Origin of the sequence: Mycobacterium simiae (assembly GCF_010727605.1) — a bacterium.
GTDB classification, from domain to species: domain Bacteria; phylum Actinomycetota; class Actinomycetes; order Mycobacteriales; family Mycobacteriaceae; genus Mycobacterium; species Mycobacterium simiae.
Map to the genome: position 1 here is coordinate 1,183,076 of NZ_AP022568.1, position 23,488 is coordinate 1,206,563.

Sequence of the window (23,488 nt, forward strand, 5' to 3'; positions counted from 1 at the left end):
GCAGTGGATTTCACGCTCCCAGAACATCTTCCGGGCGTATTGGCCGAAATGGACGCATTCATCGAGGCCGAGATCAAGCCGCTGGAACGCGAGCACATCCAATACTTTGACCAGCGACGCGAGTACGCACGCACGGATTGGGAACGCGACGGCATCCCGACTGCAGCGTGGGAGGAGCTGCTCGCCGAGATGCGCCGGCGCGCGGACAAGGCGGGCTGGTTGCGCTACGGTCTGCCGGCCGCGCTCGGCGGCCGCGACGGCACCAATGTCGATATGGCGGTGATCCGGGAATATCTCGCGCACAAGGGACTCGGCCTGCACAACGACCTGCAAAACGAGTCCTCCATTGTGGGCAACTTCCCACAGGTGATCATGATGGAACGGTTCGGCACCGACGAACAGCGGCGCCAGTGGTCAGAAGCGCTGATCACCGGCGAGCGGTCGATGGCGTTCGGACTCACCGAGCCGCAGCACGGATCGGACGCAACCTGGCTGGAGACCACCGCACGGCTCGATGGCGACAGCTGGGTGATCAACGGCGCCAAGCGGTTCAACACCGGGGTGCACCGCGCCACCCACGACCTGATCTTCGCCCGCACCTCCGGCGAGCCGGGACAGGCCCGGGGCATCTCCGCGTTTCTGGTCCCGACAGACACCCCCGGATTCAAGGTCCCCTACTACTGGTGGACCTTCAACATGCCCACCGACCACGGCGAAGTCGAGTTGACCGACGTACGCGTGCCCACCGACGCGGTGCTCGGCGAGGTCGACCGCGGCCTAGACGTCGCGCAAACTTTCTTGCACGAGAACCGGATTCGTCAGGCCGCCAGCAGCCTGGGGGCGGCGCAGTACTGCATCGACCGGGCCGCCGAATATGCGTCTACGCGAACGGTCTTCGGCAAGCCGCTGTCGGTCAACCAGGCCGTACAGTGGCCGCTGGCCGAATTGCAGACCGAAGCCCAGATGGTGCGACTGCTGGTGCAATACGCGGCCTGGCATTTGGATCGCAACCACCACATGGAGGTGTCGGACAAGGTGTCCATGGCGAACTATCGCGCCAACCGACTGGTCTGCGACGCCGCCGACCGGGCGATGCAGGTCTGCGGCGGCCTCGGCTACAGCCGCCACGAACAGTTCGAACACATTTACCGTCATCACCGCCGCTACCGGATCACCGAGGGAGCCGAGGAAATTCAGATCCGCCGAGTGGCGCAGCGGCTGTTCAACTTTGGCGCGCAATGACCGGCAACGAGGAGCTGACGGCCAAACTGACCGCGGTGCTGGCGCCGGTGCTCGGTGCCGGCACCTCAGTCGAGCAGTTGCGCGCGCTCAGCGGGGGCGCGAGCCGCAGCACCTGGGCGTTCGAGGCGGTCACCGGCGCGCAGCGGCGCGCGCTGATCCTGCGCACCGGGCCGCCCGACGACGTGCACGCGGGCATGGAGCTCGAAGCGCGCTCGCAGGCCGCCGCCGCGGCCGCTGGGGCACCGGTGCCCCACGTCCTGGTCGCCGACGATTCGCTTGCCGCGCTGGGCAATCCGTTCCTGGTCTGCGACGAGATCAAGGGAGAAACCATCGTCCGGCGCATCCAGCGCCGGCTCGACACCACTGACGGGCACACCCGCCGAACCGAGCTGCTGCGCCAATGTGCGCAGGCGCTGGCCGCCATCCACCGGGCCGACACCGACATCGCGGGCCTGACCCACGAGGACCAATTGGTCCAGTGGCGCGAGCGACTCGACGCGATGAACGACACCACGGCCACGCTCGAGTGGGCGTTTCGCTGGCTGGCGGCTCATCGGCCAGCACCGTCGGCACCGGTGCTGGTGCACGGGGACTACCGGATGGGGAATCTGATCGTCGACGGATTTGACCTGGCCGCGGTGCTCGACTGGGAGCTGGTGCACCTGGGCGAGGCCTACGAGGACCTGGCGTGGTTCTGCATCCGCGCGTGGCGATTCGGCGCTCCGGCCGGCCTGGCCGCTGGCGGCCTGGGCAGCACCGAGCAATTCCTCCGCGAATACGAACAAGCCGGCGGCATTACCGTCGACCGGGTGGCGTTTCACTGGTGGCTGGTGCTGGCCACGCTGCGCTGGGGTGTGATCTGCCGCTTCCAGGCGGATCGGCATCTGAGCGGGCAGTCGCGCTCCGTCGAACTCGCCACGATCGGTCGGCGGGTGTGCGAGACGGAATGGGATTTGCTCAACCTTCTCGACGCGCCCGGTGACGATGCGCGCCGCGCAGCGGCGCGAGGAGGAGGCGGGCACTCGGGAAAGGCCCGGCCCGTGACGGGTACCTACGGACGCCCGGTGGCAGCCGAACTGGTGGCCGCCGTGGCGGAATTCCTGGAAACCGAGATCCGGGCGGCGACCACCGGACAGGTCAATTTCCACGCCCGGGTGGCCGGCAATGCCCTGCGCATCGTCGAGCGGGAACTGCTCGACGAGAGCGCGGCCGAGACGGGTGCCGCGCTGACCGCGCTGGGCTTCGCCGATGAGCAGCAACTCGCCGCCGCGATCCGGGCCGGTGACCTCGGCGAGCGGGCCGGTGACGTCTTGGCCGGCCTGCGGACCCTGGTCCGCAATCGGCTGGCGGTTGCCCATCCCGGATATGACAGCGAATAGGCAGCGCCAGCCCGGAACCCGTCCGGACGGACGACAAGGCCCGCGCGCTGCGGGTCATCGACTGGTTCATCACCGGCACTGTCGCCCGCCGCTACGAGACCCTCGACCACCGCTTCTTCGACGACGGAGCGATCAACGGCTTTGTCCAGCAACACATGCTGCACGCCACGGGCCATGGCCGCCAAACGATCTCGAGGCGGGTACGCATCGTGATCAGAGTGGGCGCAAACGGGCGGACCGACGAGTACTCGACTCCGCCCAGACCCCGCCCCGATCCCGCCGCTGACCGACTGACGGACGATGACCGGGGCACAATCCCGCGGTCTGCCCGATGAGGGTGGCCCGGCAGCAGTAGCATCTGCACCGTGTCCGACGCCACCATCGCTCTGCGGATCCTGGTCTACAGCGACAACCCCAACACCCGCGAAGAAGTGAAGCGCGCCCTCGGCAAACAACTGCACCCCGACCTACCGGAGTTGAACTACGTCGAGGTGGCCACCGGACCGATGGTGATCAGCACCATGGACGAGGGCGGCATCGACCTGGCCATCCTGGACGGGGAAGCCACGCCGGTCGGCGGCATGGGCATCGCCAAACAGCTCAAAGACGAACTCGAGACCTGCCCGCCGATCCTGGTGCTCACCGGGCGACCCGACGATGCCTGGCTGGCGCGATGGTCGCGGGCCGAGGCCTCGGTGCCACATCCCATCGACCCGATCGTGCTGGGTCGTACCGTGCTCGGGTTACTTCGCGCACCCGCCGCCTAAGCCGACGACCTGCTCGTTCCGGGCGCCATCGGGACGCCGTTTTCGGCGTGCCCGAAAAACGTGCCCGATCTCACACCAAGAACCGCGCTTTAGCGCCACCCCGGCCACACAGCATTGCTGGCTCACGCTATGTTGAAGATCACTGTGACGGGCAATAGACCCGGTTCGTCACAGCAGCCCAGTCGCCGCCTGGTCGCTTAGAGGCGGCCCAAACGACGGATCTTGGAGCGAGTTGAACGTCTACATACCCATCCTGGTGCTAGGCGGAATCGCCACCGCCTTCGCTGTGGGCTCGGTCGGAATCGCGAGCATCGCCGGCCCGTCGCGGTACAACAAGTCGAAGCTGGCCGCCTACGAGTGTGGCATCGAGCCGACGGAGACCTCGGTCAGCGGCCCGCATGCCACGCCCGGGCAGCGGTTTCCGGTGAAGTACTACCTGACCGCGATGCTCTTCATCGTCTTCGACATTGAAATCGTTTTCCTCTACCCGTGGGCCGTCAGCTTTGACGCGTTAGGGGTGTTTGCCCTTGTGGAGATGGTGGTGTTCATGCTCACGGTCTTCGTGGCCTACGCGTATGTGTGGCGTCGCGGCGGCCTGACGTGGGATTGAGGTAGACGTGGGCCTGGAAGAACAGTTACCCGCCGGGATCTTGCTGGGGACTGTCGAGAAGATCGCCGGCTACGTTCGCAAGAATTCGCTGTGGCCGGCCACCTTCGGGCTGGCCTGCTGCGCCATCGAGATGATGGCAACCGCCGGACCACGATTCGACATCGCGCGGTTCGGGATGGAGCGGTTCTCGGCGACACCGCGGCAGGCGGATCTGATGATCGTGGCCGGACGGGTGAGCCAGAAGATGGCCCCGGTGCTGCGTCAGATCTACGACCAGATGGCGGAACCGAAATGGGTTCTGGCGATGGGCGTGTGCGCGTCGTCCGGTGGGATGTTCAACAACTATGCGATCGTTCAGGGCGTCGACCACGTCGTCCCGGTGGACATTTACCTGCCCGGCTGCCCGCCCCGTCCGGAGATGCTGTTGTACGCAATCCTCAAGCTGCACGAGAAGATTCAGGAAATGCCGCTGGGAGTCAACCGCGAGGCGGCGATCGCCGAAGCCGAACAGGCGGCGCTAAGCGCGCGGCCCACGATCGAGATGCGGGGACTGCTGCGATGAGCTCCCCGGAGCAGGACCCGAGGGTAGCCGCCAGTGAGGTGGGCGGCGCGGTGCCGGCGGCAGGCGACGAAGTGATCAACGTGCGCCGCGGCATGTTCGGCGTCTCGGGGTCGGGTGACACCTCCGGATATGGACGGTTGGTGCGCGCGATCACGCTGCCCGGCAGCAGCCCCCGACCCTACGGCGGTTACTTCGACGAGGTGGTCGACCTGCTTGCCGACGCGCTCCAGGCCGACGGCATCGAGTTCGAGAACGCCATCGAGAAAGTCGTCGTCGACCGCAACGAGCTGACCCTGCACGTCGGCCGCGCGGCGCTGCCCAAGGTGGCGCAGCATCTTCGCGACCAGCCCGAACTGCGGTTCGAGATGTGTCTGGGAGTCAGCGGCGTGCACTACCCGCACGAGCCGGGCCGCGAGCTGCACGCCGTCTACCCGCTCCAGTCGATCACCCACAACCGTCGTGTCCGGCTGGAAGTGTCTGCGCCGGACGATGATCCGCACATCCCGTCGCTATACGGCATCTACCCGACCAACGACTGGCACGAGCGCGAGACCTACGACTTCTTCGGCATCATCTTCGACGGGCATCCGTCGCTGACCCGCATTGAAATGCCCGACGACTGGCACGGCCACCCGCAGCGCAAGGACTACCCGCTCGGTGGCATTCCCGTCGAGTACAAGGGTGCACAGATACCCCCGCCCGACGAGCGGAGAGCGTACAACTAATGAGCACAATCACTGATTCGACGCCCGATGGTGGCGCCGCGGAGATCCCTGAGCGGGTCGTGGTCGCCGGCGGACAGGACTGGGGCCAAGTCGTCGAAGCCGCACGCGCCGCGGATCCCGGTGAACGCATCGTCGTCAACATGGGACCGCAGCATCCCTCGACCCACGGGGTGCTGCGGCTGATCCTAGAGATCGAGGGCGAGACCGTCACCGAGGTGCGCTGCGGAATCGGTTATCTGCACACCGGAATCGAGAAGAACCTCGAGTACCGCTACTGGGCGCAGGGCGTCACCTTCGTGACCCGGATGGATTACCTGTCACCGTTTTTCAACGAGACCGCCTACTGCCTGGGCGTGGAAAAGCTGCTCGGCATCACCGATGAGATTCCCGAGCGGGTCAACGTCATCCGCGTGATGATGATGGAGCTCAACCGGATTTCCTCGCATCTGGTGGCGTTGGCCACCGGCGGCATGGAATTGGGCGCCATGACGCCGATGTTCGTCGGGTTTCGCGGACGCGAGATTGTGCTGACCCTGTTCGAGAAGATCAGCGGTCTGCGGATGAACAGCGCCTATATCCGCCCCGGCGGTGTGGCGCAAGACCTGCCCCCCAACGCCGAAGCCGAGATCGCCGAAGCGCTCAAGGGTCTCAAGCAAGTGTTGAAGGAAATGGGCGATCTGCTCAACGAGAACGCCATCTGGAAAGCCCGCACCGAAGACGTCGGTTACCTCGACCTGACCGGGTGCATTGCGTTGGGCATCACCGGACCGATCCTGCGCGCCACCGGATTGCCGCACGACCTGCGCAAGAGCGAGCCGTACTGCGGATACCAGAATTACGAATTCGACGTGATCACCGCCGACACGTGTGATGCCTACGGGCGCTACATCATTCGCGTGAAGGAGATGTGGGAATCCGTCAAGATCGTCGAGCAGTGCCTGGACAAGTTGAAGCCGGGGCCAACGATGGTCGAGGATCGCAAGATCGCCTGGCCCGCCGACTTGAAGGTCGGCCCCGACGGAATGGGTAACTCGCCCGAGCACATCGCCAAGATCATGGGCGGTTCGATGGAAGCATTGATTCATCACTTCAAGCTGGTCACCGAGGGCATTCGGGTCCCCGCCGGCCAGGTCTACAGCGCGGTGGAATCGCCGCGCGGCGAGCTGGGTGTGCACATGGTCAGTGACGGCGGCACCCGGCCCTACCGGGTGCACTATCGGGATCCGTCGTTTACCAATCTGCAGTCGGTCGCCGCGATGTGCGAGGGCGGTTTGGTCGCCGACCTGATCACCGCCGTCGCCAGCATCGACCCCGTGATGGGCGGGGTGGACCGGTGAGCGAACCGAACGTAAGTGGCAGCGGCGAACGGGTCTTCCTGCGGCTGGGCCCGCCGCCGGAAGAACCCAACCAATTCGTGGTTGAGGGTGCCCCGCAGTCATATTCGCCGGAGGTCCAAGCCCGGCTGGAGGTCGACGCCAAGGAAATCATCGGGCGCTACCCCAACAAGCGATCCGCCCTGCTGCCGTTGCTGCACCTGGTCCAGGCGCAAGACTCCTACCTGACGCCGGCCGGCCTCGAGTTCTGCGGCCGACAACTCGGCCTGACCGGCGCCGAGGTTTCGGCGGTCGCGAGTTTCTACACCATGTACCGGCGCGGACCCACCGGGGATTACCTGGTCGGTGTCTGCACCAACACGCTGTGCGCGGTGATGGGCGGCGACGCGATATTCGACAGTCTCAAAGAGCATCTCGGTATCGGTAACGACGAGACGACCCAGGACGGGTCGGTCACGCTGCAGCACATCGAATGCAACGCCGCCTGCGATTTCGCGCCGGTGGTGATGGTGAACTGGGAATTCTTCGACAACCAGACACCCGAATCGGCGCGTGATCTCGTTGACTCGTTGCGGGCCGGCAAGCCCGCGACGCCGACTCGCGGCGCACCGCTGTGCGTGTTCCGGGAGACGTCGCGCATCCTGGCCGGCCTGCCCGACGAACGGCCCGACCAAGGCCAGGGGGGCGCCGGGCCGGCCACGTTGGCCGGACTGCAGGTGGCCAAGGAGCACGGCATGAAGGCGCCGGACGCCCCAACGACGCCGACCGGGGAAGGAGACTGATGGCCGCCCCCACCGCGCCCAGCGACCAGGCGACACCGCTGACCCCGGTGATCAGCCGGTACTGGGACGACCCCGAGTCGTGGACGTTGCAGACCTATTTGCGCCACGACGGTTACCAGGCGCTGAAAAAAGCGCTCGCCATGCCGCCCGACGACGTGATCGCCACGGTCAAAGACTCCGGCCTGCGTGGCCGCGGCGGCGCCGGCTTCTCGACCGGCACCAAATGGTCGTTCATCCCGCAGGGCGACACCGGCGCGGCAGCCAAACCTCACTACCTGGTGGTCAACGCCGACGAGTCGGAACCCGGCACCTGCAAAGACATTCCGCTGATGCTGGCGACCCCGCACGTACTCGTCGAAGGCGTCATCATCGCCGCGTACGCCATTCGGGCCAGCCACGCCTTCATTTACGTGCGCGGTGAAGTCGTGCCGGTGCTGCGCCGCCTGCAGAACGCGGTGGCCGAGGCCTACGCCGCCGGCTACCTGGGCCGTGACATCGACGGGTCCGGTTTCGATCTCGAGCTGGTGGTGCACGCCGGCGCCGGAGCGTACATCTGCGGTGAGGAAACGGCGCTGCTGGACTCCCTGGAAGGCCGGCGCGGTCAGCCCCGGCTGCGCCCACCGTTTCCCGCGGTGGCTGGCCTATACGGCTGCCCCACGGTGATCAACAACGTGGAGACCATCGCCAGCGTCCCGTCGATCATCCTCAATGGAGTCGAATGGTTCCGGTCCATGGGCAGCGAGAAATCGCCTGGTTTCACCCTGTATTCGCTGTCCGGGCACGTCACCCGCCCCGGCCAGTACGAGGCCCCGCTGGGAATCACATTGCGGGAGCTGCTCGCCTACGCCGGCGGGGTCCGCGCGGGGCATCGGCTGAAGTTTTGGACGCCTGGTGGCTCGTCCACCCCGCTGCTCACCGACGAACATCTGGACGTACCACTGGATTACGAGGGCGTGGGTGGCGTCGGATCGATGTTGGGCACCAAGGCACTGGAGATCTTCGACGAGACCACTTGCGTGGTGCGGGCGGTGCGGCGCTGGACCTACTTCTACAAACACGAGTCCTGCGGAAAATGCACACCGTGTCGTGAGGGCACCTTCTGGCTGGATCAGATTTACACACGGCTGGAAACCGGTCGTGGGACCCACGAGGATCTCGACAAACTGCTGGATATTTCGGACGCGATTCTCGGAAAGTCGTTCTGCGCGTTGGGCGACGGCGCGGCCAGCCCGGTGATGTCATCGATCAAGCATTTCCGCGATGAGTACATCGCCCACGTCGAGGGCGGCGGCTGTCCGTTCGACCCACGAGACGCCATGCTTACCGCGAACGGAAAGGCCTGAAAGCGCCCATGACCCGCGCCGACGACGATGCAGAGCGAAGCGATGAGGAGGAGCGGCGCCCATGACCCGCGCCGACGACGATGCAAAGCGAAGCGATGAGGAGGAGCGGCGCCCATGACTTCAGCGGCCAAAACGCAGACCGGTGGTGACGAGGCGACGCCGCCGGACATGGTCAACCTGACCATCGACGGCGTCGAAGTCAGTGTCCCGAAGGGAACTCTGGTGATTCGCGCGGCCGAGTTGATGGGCATCCAGATTCCGCGGTTCTGCGACCACCCGCTGCTCGACCCGGTCGGGGCCTGCCGGCAGTGCCTGGTCGAGGTCGAGGGCCAGCGCAAGCCACTGGCGTCGTGCACCACCGTCTGCACCGACGACATGGTGGTGCGTACCCAGCTGACCTCCGAAGCCGCCGACAAGGCCCAACACGGCGTGATGGAACTACTGCTGATCAATCATCCGCTGGACTGCCCGATGTGCGACAAGGGCGGTGAATGCCCACTGCAAAACCAGGCGATGTCCAACGGCCGCACCGATTCTCGCTTCGAAGATGTCAAGCGCACCTTCGCCAAGCCGATCAATATCTCCTCGCAGGTCCTGTTGGACCGAGAACGCTGCATCCTGTGCGCACGCTGCACGAGATTTTCCGAGCAGATCGCCGGTGACCCATTCATCGACATGCAGGAACGCGGCGCGCTCCAGCAGGTGGGCATCTACGCGAACGAGCCGTTCGACTCGTACTTCTCGGGCAACACGGTGCAGATCTGCCCCGTCGGCGCACTGACCGGCGCCGCCTACCGCTTCCGGGCGCGCCCGTTCGACCTCGTCTCCAGCCCCAGTGTGTGCGAGCACTGCGCCGGCGGGTGCGCCGAGCGCACCGATCACCGCCGCGGCAAAGTGCTGCGCCGCCTGGCCGGGGACGACCCCGAGGTCAACGAGGAATGGAACTGCGACAAGGGCCGGTGGGCGTTCCGATACGCCACCCAGCCCGACGTGCTCACCACTCCCCTGGTTCGGGACCCCGACGGCACGCTGCAGCCGGCGTCGTGGGCACACGCGATCGTGGTCGCCACCCGCGGGCTCGAGGCCGCCCGCGGGCGCACCGGCGTGCTCGTCGGCGGTCGGGCCACCTGGGAAGACGCCTACGCCTACGCCAAATTTGCGCGAATCGCGTTGGACACCAACGACATCGACTTCCGCGCTCGCCCCTACTCGGCCGAAGAGACGGAGTTCCTGTCGGCGCGGATCGCGGGCCGACCGCTCACGGTCACCTACTCCGACCTGGAATCGGCGCCGGTGGTGCTGCTGGTCGGATTCGAGCCCGAGGACGAAGCTCCGATCGTGTTCCTGCGGCTGCGCAAAGCCGCCCGCAAGCGGGGCGTGCCGATCTACGCGGTCGCCCCCTTCGCCACCCGCGCGTTGCAGAAAATGTCGGGCCGATTGCTGCAAACCGCTCCGGGTGCCGAGCCGTCGACGTTGGACGGGCTGGCCACCGGCGAGGTCGGCGACCTGTTGTCGACGGCCGGGGCGGTCATCATGGTCGGCGAGCGAATGGCCACGGTGCCCGGCGGACTGTCCGCGGTCGCCCGGCTGGCCGATGCAACCGGGGCGCGTCTGGCGTGGGTGCCGCGACGCGCCGGGGAACGTGGCGCGCTGGAGGCCGGAGCCCTGCCCGGGTTGCTGCCCGGTGGTCGCCTCGTCACCGACGAGGCCGCCCGCGCACAGGTCGCTGCGGCGTGGAACGTCGACGAATTGCCTTCTGCGCCAGGGCGTGACGTCGACGGAATCCTGGCCGCCGCGACGGACGGAAGTTTGGGCGCTCTGCTGGTCGGCGGCATCGAGCCCGGCGACTTCGCCGCTCCCGACTCGGTACTGGCCGCGCTGGACGCCGCCCGCTTCGTCGTCAGCCTAGAACTGCGGCGCAGTGAGGTCACCGACCGCGCCGACGTGGTGTTCCCGGTCGCGCCGACGACGCAGAAGGCCGGCGCATTCGTCAACTGGGAGGGCCGGTTCCGGCCCTTCGAGGCCGCGCTGCGCGGCATCACCCGACAAGCCGCCCAATCCGACCATCAGATTCTCGACACGCTGGCCGACGAGATGGGTGTTTACCTGGGTATGACCACCGTCGCCACCGCCCGCGAGGAGATCGCCGCGCTGGGTAACTGGGACGGTAAACGCGGAACCAGCCCGTCGGTGCAGGCACCCCAGCCGCCGCAGCCGGGCGCAGGAGAAGCCGTGCTGACCGGCTGGCGGCTGATGCTGGACAACGGCCGGCTGCAGGACGGCGAGCCGCATCTGGCCGGGACGGCGCGCAAGCCCGTGACTCGACTCTCGGCCGCTACGGCCGCCGAGATCGGTGCCGCCGCGGGGGACACGGTCACGGTGAGCACACCTCGCGGCTCGATCCGCTTGCCGCTGGACATCACTGACATGCCCGACCGGGTGGTGTGGTTGCCGCTGAACTCGCCCGGTTCGGCGGTCCAGCGGGACCTGGACGTCACCGCCGGCAGCATCGTGCGGATCGGAGTGGACCAATGACATCCACCTTGACCGGCTTCGGCCACGACACCTGGTGGCTGGTGCTCGGTAAATCACTCGCCATATTCGTGTTCCTGATGCTCAACGTGCTGGTCGCGATTTTGCTCGAGCGCAAGATCCTCGGTTGGATGCAACGGCGGCCCGGCCCCAATCGGGCCGGACCGTGGGGGGTTCTGCAAAGCCTGGCCGACGGGATCAAGCTGGCCTTAAAGGAAAGCATCACCCCGGGCGGCGTCGACAAGTTCGTTTACTTTGCCGCGCCGGTTTTTTCGGTCATCCCGGCGTTTACCGCCTTCGCGTTCATCCCGTTCGGTCCTGAAGTATCGGTGTTCGGTCACCGCACCCCGCTGCAGTTGACCGACCTGCCGGTCGCGGTGCTGTTCATTCTGGGGCTGTCCGCGATCGGGGTGTACGGCATCGTGCTGGGCGGTTGGGCATCGGGATCGACGTACCCGCTTTTGGGCGGGGTGCGCTCCACCGCCCAGGTAATCTCGTACGAGGTCGCGATGGGGTTGTCGTTCGCGGCGGTCTTCCTGTTCGCCGGCACCATGTCGACGTCGGGCATCATCAAGGCGCAGGACGGCCTCTGGTACGTGTTCCTGCTGCTGCCGTCGTTCATCATCTATCTGATTTCGATGGTCGGCGAAACCAACCGCGCCCCTTTCGACTTGCCCGAGGCCGAAGGCGAACTGGTCGCCGGATTCCACACCGAATACTCGTCGCTGAAGTTCGCGATGTTCATGCTCGCCGAATACGTCAACATGATGACGGTCTCCTCGCTTGCGACCGTCCTGTTCTTCGGCGGTTGGCATGCGCCCTGGCCGCTCAACCTGTGGGAGGGCGCCAATACCGGTTGGTGGCCGCTGATCTGGTTCACCGCCAAGATGTGGACCTTCCTGTTCATTTACATGTGGCTGCGGGCCTCGCTGCCACGGCTGCGGTACGACCAGTTCATGGGCCTGGGCTGGAAGTTGCTGATCCCGGTCTCGCTGGTCTGGGTGTTGATCGCCGGCATCATCCGGTCGCTGCGCAACCAGGGTTACGCGCACTGGACGCCGCTGCTGGTGGTCTGCAGCATCGTCGTCTCCGTCGTCCTGATCTCGTTGCTCAGCAAGCCTTTCAAGGCACCCGCCGACCGCGCCTTGAAGCGTGAGCTGCGCAAGCAGCGCGACGCGCTGCCGCCGCCCGCGGCGTTTCCGACACCTCCCCTGCCGGGCAAGGTCTTGACGTCATCGGTCAGTGCCAGCAAGGAGAACGCGCATGGCTAAGTTCTTGGACGCCGTGGCCGGATTCGGCGTGACATTCGCGGCGATGTTCAAAAAGACTGTGACCGAGGAGTATCCGGAGAAGCCCGGGCCGGTCGCACCGCGCTACCACGGACGCCATCAACTCAACCGCTACCCCGACGGCCTGGAGAAGTGCATCGGCTGCGAACTATGCGCATGGGCCTGCCCGGCCGACGCCATCTACGTCGAGGGCGCCGACAACACCGAAGAGGCGAGGTATTCGCCGGGCGAGCGCTACGGCCGGGTCTATCAAATCAACTATTTGCGGTGCATCGGATGCGGCCTGTGCATCGAAGCCTGCCCGACCCGCGCCCTGACGATGACCAACGACTATGAGATGGCCGACGACAATCGCGCCGACCTGATCTACGAGAAGGACCGATTACTGGCGCCGCTGCTGCAAGACATGCTCGCGCCGCCGCATCCGAGAACCGAGGGCGCCACCGACAAGGACTACTACCTCGGCAACGTCACCGCCCATGGCTTGAAGTCGGGCAGCCACGCCAAAGATGCGGCAGGAGAGCCGAAGTGACCGCGATGACTGGGCACCTGCTCGCCACCACGCTGGCGAGTGACACCATCGTGCGCACCTCGACCGGCGAAGCAGTTGCGTTCTGGCTGCTGGGTGCCTTGGCGCTGATCGGCGCGATCGGGGTGGTGATGTCCGTCAACGCCGTGTACTCGGCGATGTTCCTGGCGATGACCATGATCGTCCTCGCCGTCTTCTACATGATTCAGGACGCCCTGTTTCTCGGTGTGGTGCAAGTCGTGGTCTACACCGGCGCGGTGATGATGCTGTTCCTGTTCGTGCTCATGCTGATCGGCGTGGACTCCGCGGAATCACTGAAGGAGACACTGCGCGGGCAGCGCATCGCCGCAGTGATCACCGGAGTCGGTTTCGGCGTCCTGCTGATCGCCGCTATTGGGAGCGTTGCCACCGGCGGCTTCGTCGGCCTGACCACGGCCAACGCCAACGGCAACGTGGAAGGCCTGGCGGCACTGATCTTTTCGCGCTACCTGTGGGCATTCGAGTTGACCAGCGCGCTGCTGATCACCGCCGCGGTCGGGGCCATGGTGCTCGCGCACCGCGAACGTTTCGAACGCCGCAAGACACAGCGCGAACTGTCCGAAGAGCGGTTCCGCTCCGGTGGACGCCCCACACCGTTGCCCAACCCGGGCGTCTATGCACGCCGCAACGCGGTCGACGTGGCCGCGTTGTTGCCGGACGGCTCGTACTCACAGGAGTCGGTGTCGAGCTTGCTGCGCGCCCGCGCCGCGGACGGCACGACAACCCCGCAAGCCCTCAAAGGCGGTACTTCATGAACCCGGCCAACTACCTGTACCTCTCGGCGCTGCTGTTCACGATCGGAGCCGCGGGTGTGCTGTTGCGGCGCAATGCCATCGTGATGTTCATGTGCGTCGAGCTGATGCTCAACGCCGTCAACCTGGCGTTCGTCACGTTCGCCCGCCTGCACGGCCACCTGGACGGGCAGATGATCGCGTTCTTCACGATGGTGGTGGCCGCGTGCGAGGTCGTCATCGGCCTGGCCATCATCATGACGATTTTCCGTGCCCGCAAATCCGCGTCGGTCGACGACGCCAACCTCCTCAAAGGCTGAGAACGCCACAGTGACTAGTTTCGAGAATCACTACACCTGGCTGTTGGTCGCATTACCGCTGGCGGGCGCCGCAATCCTGCTGTTCGGCGGCAGACGCACCGACGCGTGGGGACATTGGCTGGGCGTCCTTGCCGCGTTGGGATCGTTCGGAGTCGGCGCAACGCTGTTGTCGGAGTTACTCAGTCGCGACAGTGCCAATCGCGTCATCCATCAGCGACTGTTCACCTGGATCCCGGTCAACGATTTCCAGGTGGACCTCGGGCTGCAGATCGACCAGCTGTCGGTGTGTTTCGTGTTGCTGATTTCCGGTGTGGGATCGCTGATCCACATCTACTCGGTTGCCTACATGGCCGAAGACCCGGACCGCAGAAGGTTTTTCGGCTACCTCAACCTGTTCTTGGCCTCGATGCTGCTGCTGGTCGTCGCCGACAACTACCTGGTGCTCTACGTCGGCTGGGAAGGCGTCGGCCTGGCGTCATATTTGCTGATCGGTTTCTGGTACCACAAGCCGTCGGCGGCCACCGCCGCCAAGAAGGCGTTCGTGATGAACCGGGTCGGCGACGCCGGTCTGGCCGTCGGAATGTTCCTGATGTTCAGCACCTTCGGAACGCTCTCGTACGCGGGTGTATTCGCCGGAGCGACCGCGGCGGGCCCCGGCAAAACCGGCGTCCTGACCGCCATGGGCTTGCTCCTGCTGCTCGGCGCCTGCGCCAAGTCCGCGCAGGTCCCGCTGCAGGCCTGGCTGGGTGACGCGATGGAAGGCCCGACGCCGGTGTCCGCGCTGATCCACGCCGCCACCATGGTGACCGCGGGTGTGTACCTGATCGTGCGGTCCAACCCGCTGTACAACCTGGCACCCGGCGCGCAACTGGGCGTGGTGCTGATCGGTGTCATCACGCTGCTGTTCGGGGCGTTCATCGGCTGCGCCAAGGACGACATCAAACGCGCGCTGGCCGCCTCGACGATGAGCCAGATCGGCTACATGGTGTTGGCCGCCGGCCTCGGTCCGGCGGGTTACGCCTTCGCGATCATGCACCTGCTCACCCACGGCTTCTTCAAGGCCGGCCTGTTCCTGGGCTCGGGCTCGATCATCCACGCGATGCACGAAGAACAGGACATGCGCCGCTACGGCGGCCTGCGCGCAGCTCTGCCGATCACCTTCGTCACGTTCGGGCTGGGTTACCTCGCGATCATCGGCGTGCCGCCGTTCGCCGGCTTTTACTCCAAGGACGCCATCATCGAAGCGGCGCTAGCCGACGGTGGTGCCCGCGGTTACACACTGGGCGGCGCCGCACTGCTCGGCGCCGGCGTCACCGCGTTCTACATGACGCGAGTGATGCTGATGACCTTCTTCGGCGAAAAACGTTGGGCACCGGGCAGTCACCCGCACGAGGCCCCGGCGCTGATGAGCGGACCGATGATCCTGCTCGCCTTCGGCTCGGTGTTCTCCGGTGGCCTGTTCGCCATTGGCGGCACCCTGCCGCACTGGCTGGAGCCGGTCGTCGGAGCGCACGAGGAAAGTACGCACGCGCTGCCCGCCTGGATCAGCACCACGCTGGCGTTGGGGGTCGTCGCGGTCGGAATCCTGGTCGCGTATCAGAAGTACGGCAGAGCCGACATCCCCAGAGTCGCACCCGTCCAGGTGTCGGCACTCACCGCCGCCGCACGGAGAGACCTCTACGGCGATGCCTTCAACGAGGAGGTGTTCATGCGCCCTGGCGCGCAGCTGACCGAGGCGCTGGTCGAGGTCGACAACGCCGGCGTGGACGGCTCGGTCAGCGCCTTGGCCACACTAGTCAGCCGGACCTCGAACCGCCTGCGCGCCTTGCAAACCGGGTTCGCCCGGTCCTACGCGCTCTCGATGTTGGCGGGCGCCACCCTGTTGGTCGCGCTGATCCTGGCGGTGCAACTGTGGTGAACGTTCCGTGGCTGAGCGTGCTGTGGCTGGTCCCGCTGGCCGGTTCGGTGCTGATCATCTTGATGCCGCCGGGGATGCGGCAGCTGGCGAAATGGACCGGCGTGGTGGTCAGCTTGGCGACGTTGGGGGTGGCAATCGTCGTCGCAGTCGGGTTCAGGACCGGGGGCGCACCGTACCAGTTCCTCGAAAAGCATGCCTGGATACCGTCTTTCGGCGCCGGTTACAACCTCGGTGTGGACGGCATCGCGGTGGTGCTGGTGCTGCTGACCGCCATTCTGATTCCGCTGTTGCTGGTGGCGGGTTGGAATGACGGAGGAGAGCGCACCCGGGGTGTGCACGCCTACGTCGCGCTGACACTCGCCATCGAATCGATGGTGCTGATCTCGGTGATCGCACTCGATGTGCTGCTGTTCTACGTCTTCTTCGAGGCCATGCTGATTCCGATGTACTTCCTGATCGGCGGCTTCGGGAAGGGCGCCGGCCGCTCAAGAGCCGCGGTGAAGTTCTTGCTCTACAACCTGTTCGGTGGCCTGATTATGTTGGCCGCGGTAATCGGCCTGTATGTGGTGACCGAGCAGCACGGCGGCGGCACCTTCGACTTCCGCGAAATCGTGACCGGCGTTTCCTCGGGCCGCTTCGCCGGCGTGGACCCCGCGGTGTTCAAGGCGCTGTTCCTGGGCTTCATGTTCGCGTTCGCCGTTAAGGCGCCGCTGTGGCCGTTCCACCGCTGGCTGCCTGATGCCTGCGTCGAGGCCACACCGGCCACCGCGGTGTTGATCACCGCGGTCATGGACAAGGTCGGCACCTTCGGCATGCTGCGCTACTGCCTACAGCTGTTCCCCGATGCCTCAACGTATTTCCGTCCGCTGATCGTCACGCTGGCCATCATCGGCGTGATCTACGGCGCGATCGTGGCGATCGGGCAGAAAGACATGATGCGGCTGATCGCCTACACCTCGATCTCCCACTTCGGCTTCATCATCGCCGGCATCTTCGTGATGACCAGCCAGGGGCAGAGCGGCTCGACGCTGTACATGCTCAACCACGGCCTGTCCACGGCGGCGGTGTTCCTGATCGCCGGCTTCTTGGTGAGCCGGCGCGGCAGCCGGGTGATTGCCGACTACGGCGGCGTGCAGAAGGTGGCCCCGATCCTGGCCGGCACCTTCCTGGTTTCGGCCATGGCGACGCTGTCGCTGCCCGGGCTCGCCCCGTTCATCAGCGAATTCCTAGTGCTGCTGGGCACTTTCAACCGGTACTGGCTGGCCGGGGCGTTCGGCGCCACTGCGCTGGTATTGGCGGCCATCTACATGCTGTGGCTTTACCAGCGCGTCATGACCGGACCGGTGGCCGCGGGTAACGACCGGATCAGCGATCTGCGGCCGCGCGAGCTGATCGTAGTCGTCCCGTTGATGGCGCTGCTGTTCATCCTCGGTGTCTATCCCAAGCCGGTGCTGGACATCATCAATCCCGCCGTGGACCACACCATGATCACCATCGGCCAGCATGACCCCGCGCCGAGCGTGCCCCGTCCGGTTTTGGGGGCGACCCCTGGTACAGGCGAAGGACCGCGATGATGACCCTGCCCACCCCGAGCGTCGAGTATTTCCTGCTGTGCCCGATGCTCATCGTCTTCGGCGTCGCCGTGATCGGTGTGCTGGCTGAAGCTTTCCTACCCAGGAACTCTCGATATGTCGCCCAGGTCACGCTGGCCCTCGGCGGTTTGATCGCGGCGCTGGTTGCCGACATCGTGGTCAGCCGTTCCCTGCCGGCCTCCGGTCGTAGCGCGGTCCTGGGTGCGGTGGCCATCGACCGGCCGACGCTGTACCTGCAAGGCACCGTGGTGCTCGTGTCGGTGCTGGCCGTCATCCTCATCGCCGAGCGCAGCAATATCGCCCAGACCGCCAACAAGGTCGCGGTCGCGACCGGGGTTTCCGGGCATGCGTCGGGGTTGGATTCGTTCACCCCACAGGCATCCGCGATCCCCGGCAGCGACGCCGAACGCGAAGCCGAGCGAGCTGGAGCCGCCCAAACAGAGCTCTTCCCGCTGTTGATGCTGTCGGTCGGCGGCATGATGGTCTTCCCCGCGGCCAATGACCTGTTGACGATGTTCGTGGCGCTGGAGGTGCTGTCGCTACCGCTGTACCTGATGTGCGGGCTGGCGCGGCATCGCCGGTTGCTGTCGCAAGAAGCCGCGATGAAGTACTTCCTGCTGGGCGCCTTCTCGTCGGCGTTCTTCCTCTACGGGGTGGCATTGATCTACGGCGCAACGGGCACGCTGCTGCTGTCCGGTATCCGTGATGCCTTTTCGGCTCATGGGGACACCTCAATGGCCTTGGTCGGTGTGGCCCTGCTGTCGGTCGGCCTGTTGTTCAAAGTCGGTGCGGTGCCGTTCCACTCGTGGATTCCCGACGTCTATCAGGGCGCGCCCACGCCGATCACCGGTTTCATGGCGGCGGCCACCAAGGTCGCGGCATTCGGCGCGCTGCTGCGGGTGGTCTATGTCGCGTTGCCACCGCTGCACGAGCAGTGGCGACCAGTGCTATGGGCGATTTCGATCCTGACCATGGCGGTCGGCACGGTCACCGCAGTGAACCAGGTCGACGTCAAGCGGATGCTCGCTTACTCGTCGGTCGCCCATGTCGGCTTCATCCTCACCGGTGTGATCGCCGACAATCAGGCCGGCCTCGCGGCGACCCTGTTCTATCTGGTCGCCTACAGCTTCAGCACCGTAGGCGCGTTCGCCATCGTCGGTCTGGTTCGCAACTCCGACGGCGTCGAAGATGCCAGACTCTCGCATTGGGCAGGCTTGGGGCAGCGTTCTCCCATTGTGGGCGTGATGCTTTCGATGTTCCTGCTTGCGTTCGCCGGTATCCCGCTGACCAGTGGATTCATCAGCAAGTTGACCGTGTTCAAGGCCGCCGCCCAGGGTGGCGCCGTGCCGCTGGTGATCATCGGTGTGATCGCCAGCGGGGTCGCTGCCTACTTCTACGTCCGGGTGATCGTGCTGATGTTCTTCACCGAACCGAACGAGGACACGCCCCACGTCGTCGCCCCGGGAATCCTGAGCAAGATCGCTATTGCGTTGTGCGCCGCGATCACCGTGGTTTTGGGTATCTTCCCGCAGCCGCTGCTCGACCTCGCCGACCGCGCCGCCCAGCTATTGCAGTGACCGCAATGGCCGCTCAGCTCAGGAACGGCCGGGCGGCCAGCACGTAGATCGCCAGGACTACCAGCGGGGCCGCCAGCGGCACCCAGGGCAGCTGCAGCGGGAATAGCATCGCGACCACACCCGCGCCGGCAAACCCCACGGCACCGACGACCGTCGGCCAGCTGACCATGACGACCGCGCCCGGCGTTCCGGCTGCATGACGGCAGACCAGATATGCGGCCGCGCATAGCCCCGACAGCGCGACCAACTCATACGGGGGCTCGGCCAACAAAATCGTCAGCACCGACCCCAGCACGGCGGCCGTCGCCGCCGGTCGAAAGGCCATTGCGACGCCCACCGCGGCCACGGCGGCGATCGCCATGCCGCGCGCCGGGCCGCTCGCATCTGCTGCGACCAGCCCGACCATCAGCACACCGAATACGATCGAGAGGATGTGCAGTCCAGAGCGCGTGGCGGTGGACATCGCTACCGCCGCAACCGTTCCCGCACTCGGCGGCGACGATCCGGCAACACGCCCATCGACTGCTCCAGCGTGTGACCGTCCTGCCACGAGACGATGTCGACGCCGATGGACGCCATGTCGCGATACATGGCTGAGCGCTGCAACGCCCATAGCCGATCCACCAGCGGGTCCTGTTGGTCTGCGAATGGCGAACGATCCAGGATGTCGACGGCGACCACGACATGGCCGCGCTTGCGCAAATCGATTAGGGCAAGGGCGAATTCGGTGTCGAGCAGGGTGGAAAAGGCGATGACGATCGCCCCGGCCGGCACCGCCGCGCGGGGTGCCAGTGTGCCGGTGGTGTTTTCGAATCGGTCCCCCGCCCCGAGTACGGTGTCGAGCACGCGATAGAACTGGCGCTGTCCGATGTCGGCGCCGAGCCAGCGCGGCCGGTTACCGCCGAGCGCGACGATGCCCGCACGGTCGCTATAGCGCAGCGCCGTCTGCACGACCTGAGCTGCGCCACGCACGGTTCGCTCGGTCGCTTCGGTCGCCGGGCCCGCTGGCTGTCGGTACGAGTCGATGAGCACCACCACGTCGGCGGCGCGGTCGGTCAATCGCTCTGTCACGTGCAGCTGGCGGCGACGCGCGCTCACCGGCCAGTTGACGGCGCGCAGTTGGTCACCGGGAACGTACGGGCGGATGTCGGCGTACTCGACGCCTGGACCGACATGTGCGGTGAGGTGGGCGCCCAACCGGTCGAGCAACGGGGTCCGCGGTATCGGTGTCGACTGCGGAGGCGTAAGCGGAAACACGATGACGTCGGCGGCGTCAACGACCGCCGTCCCGGCCAGCAGCCCGCCGCGCGCGACCACGTCGACTCGCGCCGCGATGACGTATCGCCCCCAGCGCTGCGCCACTGCTGCAACACTTTTCGACCATCGAGCAGGCGTCTCGAGGTCTTCGATCTGCATGCCGTCGACGTCGGGGACCGTGAGTCGGACCGTCGCGGTACTGCCCAACCCATCGTCGCCGGCCACCGAGAGCGTGACGCGGGCCTGCTCGCCCTCGAAGCATCGCTGCGACTCCGGCGCCGCCTGGATGCGAACACGGGGCACCGGAGGTTGCCAGCTGATCGAGCACAGCACGCCGAGCAGCGGCGCCGCGAACGCGATGAGCTCCCAGCGCGCGCCGATCACCGCGACTGCGAGCGCAAGTCCGGCGCAGGTGGCGATCGCTCGCGTCAAAGGCGATGCAGTCCAACGGAAGTCGATCTGCCTACTGTTCATGGTGAGCTCATCGGCGTCTGCATGTTGGTACGAGGTACCGGCACCCGCCGCAACAGTTCTCCGACGACGTCGGCGCCCTGAATTTTGCGGACCCACATCTCCGGTCGTAGCGTGATGCGATGCGCGACCGCGGGAATCGCGAGCGCCTTCACATCCTCGGGGATCACGTAGTCCCGGCCCAACAGCAGCGCGCGGGCGCGGGCAAGCTGGACCAGGTCGAGTTCGGCGCGTGGGCTGGCGCCCACGGCAACCTGGGGGTGCCGGCGGGTGGCGGTGGCCAGCGACACCACATAATGCAACACATCGTCATGCACCGTCACCTGCTCCACCGATTCACGCATCGCCAGCAGATCGTGCGCGTCCACCACCTGATTGACCGTCGGCTCGGCCGAACCGCGCTCGAGTCGCCGGCGCAACATCGACGTCTCGTCGTGTTCGGAGAGATATCGCAATTCCAACCGCATCGCGAAGCGGTCCAGCTGCGCCTCGGGCAGTGGGTAAGTGCCCTCGTACTCGATCGGATTGTCGGTGGCCAGCACGATGAATGGCATGGGTAGCTTATGGGTTTCGCCGTCGATGCTGACCTGACCCTCAGCCATCGCCTCGAGCAGCGCCGCCTGGGTTTTGGGCGGCGTGCGGTTGATCTCGTCGGCCAGCAGCAGGTTGGTGAAGACGGGCCCGGCCCGGAACGCGAACCGCCCGGACTGCATGTCGTAGATCGTCGAGCCGAGCAGGTCGGCGGGCAGCAAATCCGGCGTGAACTGTACTCGGGTGAATCGCAATCCCAGTGCGGCGGCAAAGGATCTTGCGATCAGGGTCTTGCCGAGCCCCGGCAGATCTTCGATAAGCACGTGTCCGCGCGCGAGAACCGCGGTGAGGATGAGGGTTAACGCGCTGCGCTTTCCCACCACCACGCGCTCGATCTCGTCGAGGACTGCCTCGCAGTGCGTGGTTGCTTTCCCGGCCGGCATCGTAGCGCCCTCGGTCATACCTGCTCCAACCTCGAAAGGATCTCTTCGAACCTGGCCCGGCCGGGTCCGGGCTGACGATCGCCAGTGCGCGTGACGTTGTTGGGATTGACCCACTCCCAGAGCTCCGAGCCGAACAGCATCCGGCCGGTCGATTGGAAGGCCGCGGGATCCTTGGCCTGTCGCTGGCCCGTCGCAATCTCGTAGCGGCGCGCGAGCATTGGCCGAAGATGCCGATCCCAGTCCGCTCGGGTGGATTCCGACCAGCGGATCGTGGTCTCGGTGTTGGCCAGCCAGCGGCGCAAGGAATCGCCGACGTCGTCGGGGTACAGGCTCGCGTCGAGCTCGATCCCCCGTCCCAGGAGCCGACGAACGTCGAGCAGAACCAGCGCCAAGGCAATACCGGAAGCCACCAGCACGAAGCGGCGGTCGTGCACGATCAACGTCAAAAGCTCAACTCCGACGATCAGGCAAACGCCAAGGGCGATCATCTTTTTCATACCGGGCTCCGTAGTTCGGCAAGGACCAACCGAAGCACGTGGCTGGCGGCGTCCCGATGCGTCTCGCGCATGACATGGGGACTGAACCGTGCTTCCTCGAACAGGTTGACCAGCTCGACGGCGTTATCTTGGTGCAGCGCACGGAGTTCGACGGCACGGGCCAGCACCTCGGTCGGGGTGTCGAATTCTTGGGGTGCGGCGCCGGGAAAGTTCGCCAATTCGCGTTCCATTGCGGCATAGCACGCGATGATCGCCTCGCGTGGTTCGCGGGTCAGGTCCGCCATCTCTGCCAGCCCCAGTTCGGCTGCGCGCACCAGGGATTCGGATCGCTGCGGCACTGGCACCTCGCCGATGCCGTCGTCGAGCGGCGCATGCCCGGTTGCGATGCGCGCCTTGCGTCTCGACATCAGGACCGTGCCCGCAACGGTGACCAGCAGCATGGGAATCGCCGCGGCGAAAAGGATTCCCAGCATGGTCCCGGTGTCCTTGGCGGGAGCGGGTCTCGGCCCTGGCGGCGGTGGGGCACCATCCGGTGACCGGGCGGCATCGGATGCCTGCTGCAGCGGCGCATCCGCGTGGGGTAGCGGCAGCCGAGACAGCAGCATGACGATCGTCAGCCAACCGACGATCACCGCGAGCCCGATCAGCACTACGCGCCAGCTCGGCCGGCCCCTGCCGGTGCCGAGCATCTCCGACAGGTCGCCCGACTTCGGCGCCATCGCGCGCGGATCGCGCAGTCGCGCGACGACGGCGACCGTCAGCAACGTGAGGGTGGCGGTGAGGGCGACGACCACGAATACCATCGCCGCCCGGCCACCGCCGGCCTCCGGGTGCGGCGCGCCATCGCGCACCGGAAGATACCCGCGCAGGGCCGCGGCAGCGACGATCACCAGCACGATGAGCGCAACGACGCGCCCTGTCGGCCTATCGGCCATACGACACACCACTCGCCGGATTTCCCATGCCGTCGCGGCACGGCTTCGTTCATCCTTGCACGTCACGCCATCATGTAGCCAGG

At 66.1% G+C, this 23,488-nt stretch carries 21 protein-coding genes and 2 pseudogenes; 18 read left to right on the forward strand and 5 right to left on the reverse strand.

Translation table 11 applies throughout. The features are described 5' to 3' along the window. Positions 1 to 3 precede the first annotated feature (3 nt). From G6N33_RS05375 to nuoN, 18 genes and pseudogenes are all read left to right on the forward strand, one after another. A complete protein-coding gene (locus G6N33_RS05375; protein WP_044510290.1) occupies positions 4 to 1,242 on the forward strand; it encodes an acyl-CoA dehydrogenase family protein in 1,239 nt (412 codons plus the stop codon). Next, the gene (locus G6N33_RS05380) at positions 1,239 to 2,621 is read left to right on the forward strand and encodes a phosphotransferase family protein (protein WP_044510287.1); all 1,383 of its coding nucleotides are present in this window, start codon (positions 1,239 to 1,241) and stop codon (positions 2,619 to 2,621) included. The genes G6N33_RS05375 and G6N33_RS05380 overlap by 4 nt, the downstream gene beginning before the upstream one ends. Beyond that, positions 2,615 to 2,956: pseudogene (locus G6N33_RS27380) on the forward strand (hypothetical protein); the annotation flags it as partial. The gene G6N33_RS05380 and the pseudogene G6N33_RS27380, both read left to right, overlap by 7 nt. A gap of 30 nt (positions 2,957 to 2,986) precedes the next feature. Then, positions 2,987 to 3,388, forward strand: coding sequence for an Rv3143 family two-component system response regulator (locus G6N33_RS05385; RefSeq protein WP_044510286.1), 402 nt, complete (start codon positions 2,987 to 2,989; stop codon positions 3,386 to 3,388). A 232-nt stretch (positions 3,389 to 3,620) separates the two neighbouring features. Next, positions 3,621 to 3,998, forward strand: coding sequence for an NADH-quinone oxidoreductase subunit A (locus G6N33_RS05390; protein ID WP_044510284.1), 378 nt, complete (start codon positions 3,621 to 3,623; stop codon positions 3,996 to 3,998). 7 nt (positions 3,999 to 4,005) lie between these two features. Further along, the gene (locus tag G6N33_RS05395; RefSeq protein ID WP_044510282.1) at positions 4,006 to 4,560 is read left to right on the forward strand and encodes a NuoB/complex I 20 kDa subunit family protein; all 555 of its coding nucleotides are present in this window, start codon (positions 4,006 to 4,008) and stop codon (positions 4,558 to 4,560) included. Then, positions 4,557 to 5,285 carry an NADH-quinone oxidoreductase subunit C gene (locus tag G6N33_RS05400; protein WP_044510280.1) on the forward strand — a complete coding sequence of 243 codons (729 nt, stop codon included), beginning with the start codon at positions 4,557 to 4,559 and terminating at the stop codon, positions 5,283 to 5,285. Before G6N33_RS05395 ends, G6N33_RS05400 begins: the two co-directional genes overlap by 4 nt. After that, the gene (gene nuoD, locus G6N33_RS05405; RefSeq protein WP_044510278.1) at positions 5,285 to 6,622 is read left to right on the forward strand and encodes an NADH dehydrogenase (quinone) subunit D; all 1,338 of its coding nucleotides are present in this window, start codon (positions 5,285 to 5,287) and stop codon (positions 6,620 to 6,622) included. Before G6N33_RS05400 ends, nuoD begins: the two co-directional genes overlap by 1 nt. Next, positions 6,619 to 7,401, forward strand: a complete 783-nt coding sequence (gene nuoE / locus G6N33_RS05410) for an NADH-quinone oxidoreductase subunit NuoE (protein WP_101528833.1) — start codon at positions 6,619 to 6,621, stop codon at positions 7,399 to 7,401. Before nuoD ends, nuoE begins: the two co-directional genes overlap by 4 nt. Further along, positions 7,401 to 8,744 (forward strand): NADH-quinone oxidoreductase subunit NuoF, encoded by a 1,344-nt coding sequence (gene nuoF, locus G6N33_RS05415; RefSeq protein ID WP_101528832.1) that lies wholly within the window; start codon positions 7,401 to 7,403, stop codon positions 8,742 to 8,744. The genes nuoE and nuoF overlap by 1 nt, the downstream gene beginning before the upstream one ends. Before the next feature lie 114 nt (positions 8,745 to 8,858). Continuing rightward, a complete protein-coding gene (locus G6N33_RS05420; protein ID WP_101528831.1) occupies positions 8,859 to 11,279 on the forward strand; it encodes an NADH-quinone oxidoreductase subunit G in 2,421 nt (806 codons plus the stop codon). An 8-nt stretch (positions 11,280 to 11,287) separates the two neighbouring features. After that, on the forward strand, positions 11,288 to 12,547 hold the full coding sequence (nuoH, locus tag G6N33_RS05425) for an NADH-quinone oxidoreductase subunit NuoH (protein ID WP_163771758.1): 1,260 nt from the start codon (positions 11,288 to 11,290) through the stop codon (positions 12,545 to 12,547). Then, positions 12,531 to 13,097 (forward strand): annotated as a pseudogene (nuoI, locus tag G6N33_RS05430) (NADH-quinone oxidoreductase subunit NuoI); the annotation flags it as partial. The gene nuoH and the pseudogene nuoI, both read left to right, overlap by 17 nt. Positions 13,098 to 13,102: 5 nt before the next feature. Further along, positions 13,103 to 13,888 carry an NADH-quinone oxidoreductase subunit J gene (locus G6N33_RS05435; RefSeq protein ID WP_044512963.1) on the forward strand — a complete coding sequence of 262 codons (786 nt, stop codon included), beginning with the start codon at positions 13,103 to 13,105 and terminating at the stop codon, positions 13,886 to 13,888. After that, entirely contained in the window at positions 13,885 to 14,184 is a 300-nt protein-coding gene (gene nuoK / locus G6N33_RS05440) for an NADH-quinone oxidoreductase subunit NuoK (RefSeq protein ID WP_044510267.1), read from the forward strand. The genes G6N33_RS05435 and nuoK overlap by 4 nt, the downstream gene beginning before the upstream one ends. Positions 14,185 to 14,194: 10 nt before the next feature. After that, positions 14,195 to 16,102 (forward strand): NADH-quinone oxidoreductase subunit L, encoded by a 1,908-nt coding sequence (gene nuoL / locus G6N33_RS05445; RefSeq protein WP_044510265.1) that lies wholly within the window; start codon positions 14,195 to 14,197, stop codon positions 16,100 to 16,102. Beyond that, positions 16,096 to 17,676, forward strand: coding sequence for an NADH-quinone oxidoreductase subunit M (locus G6N33_RS05450; RefSeq protein WP_044510263.1), 1,581 nt, complete (start codon positions 16,096 to 16,098; stop codon positions 17,674 to 17,676). The genes nuoL and G6N33_RS05450 overlap by 7 nt, the downstream gene beginning before the upstream one ends. After that, positions 17,676 to 19,271, forward strand: a complete 1,596-nt coding sequence (nuoN, locus tag G6N33_RS05455) for an NADH-quinone oxidoreductase subunit NuoN (RefSeq protein ID WP_044510261.1) — start codon at positions 17,676 to 17,678, stop codon at positions 19,269 to 19,271. Before G6N33_RS05450 ends, nuoN begins: the two co-directional genes overlap by 1 nt. A gap of 13 nt (positions 19,272 to 19,284) precedes the next feature. Here nuoN and G6N33_RS05460 read toward each other — a convergent pair whose 3' ends face one another. From G6N33_RS05460 to G6N33_RS05480, 5 genes are read right to left on the reverse strand one after another with little or no spacing between them, the layout of a single operon-like run. Beyond that, the gene (locus tag G6N33_RS05460; RefSeq protein WP_044510259.1) at positions 19,285 to 19,734 is read right to left on the reverse strand and encodes a hypothetical protein; all 450 of its coding nucleotides are present in this window, start codon (positions 19,732 to 19,734) and stop codon (positions 19,285 to 19,287) included. Positions 19,735 to 19,736: 2 nt separating this feature from the next. After that, positions 19,737 to 21,002: a DUF58 domain-containing protein gene (locus G6N33_RS05465; protein ID WP_044510257.1), complete on the reverse strand. Its 1,266-nt coding sequence runs from the start codon at positions 21,000 to 21,002 to the stop codon at positions 19,737 to 19,739. After that, positions 20,999 to 21,973, reverse strand: coding sequence for an AAA family ATPase (locus G6N33_RS05470; RefSeq protein ID WP_101528842.1), 975 nt, complete (start codon positions 21,971 to 21,973; stop codon positions 20,999 to 21,001). Before G6N33_RS05470 ends, G6N33_RS05465 begins: the two co-directional genes overlap by 4 nt. Before the next feature lie 14 nt (positions 21,974 to 21,987). After that, positions 21,988 to 22,470: a hypothetical protein gene (locus G6N33_RS05475; RefSeq protein WP_044510253.1), complete on the reverse strand. Its 483-nt coding sequence runs from the start codon at positions 22,468 to 22,470 to the stop codon at positions 21,988 to 21,990. Beyond that, complete coding sequence (locus G6N33_RS05480; protein ID WP_044510252.1) at positions 22,467 to 23,405, reverse strand: DUF4129 domain-containing protein; 939 nt, start codon at positions 23,403 to 23,405, stop codon at positions 22,467 to 22,469. Before G6N33_RS05480 ends, G6N33_RS05475 begins: the two co-directional genes overlap by 4 nt. Between the last annotated feature and the right edge of the window lie 83 nt (positions 23,406 to 23,488).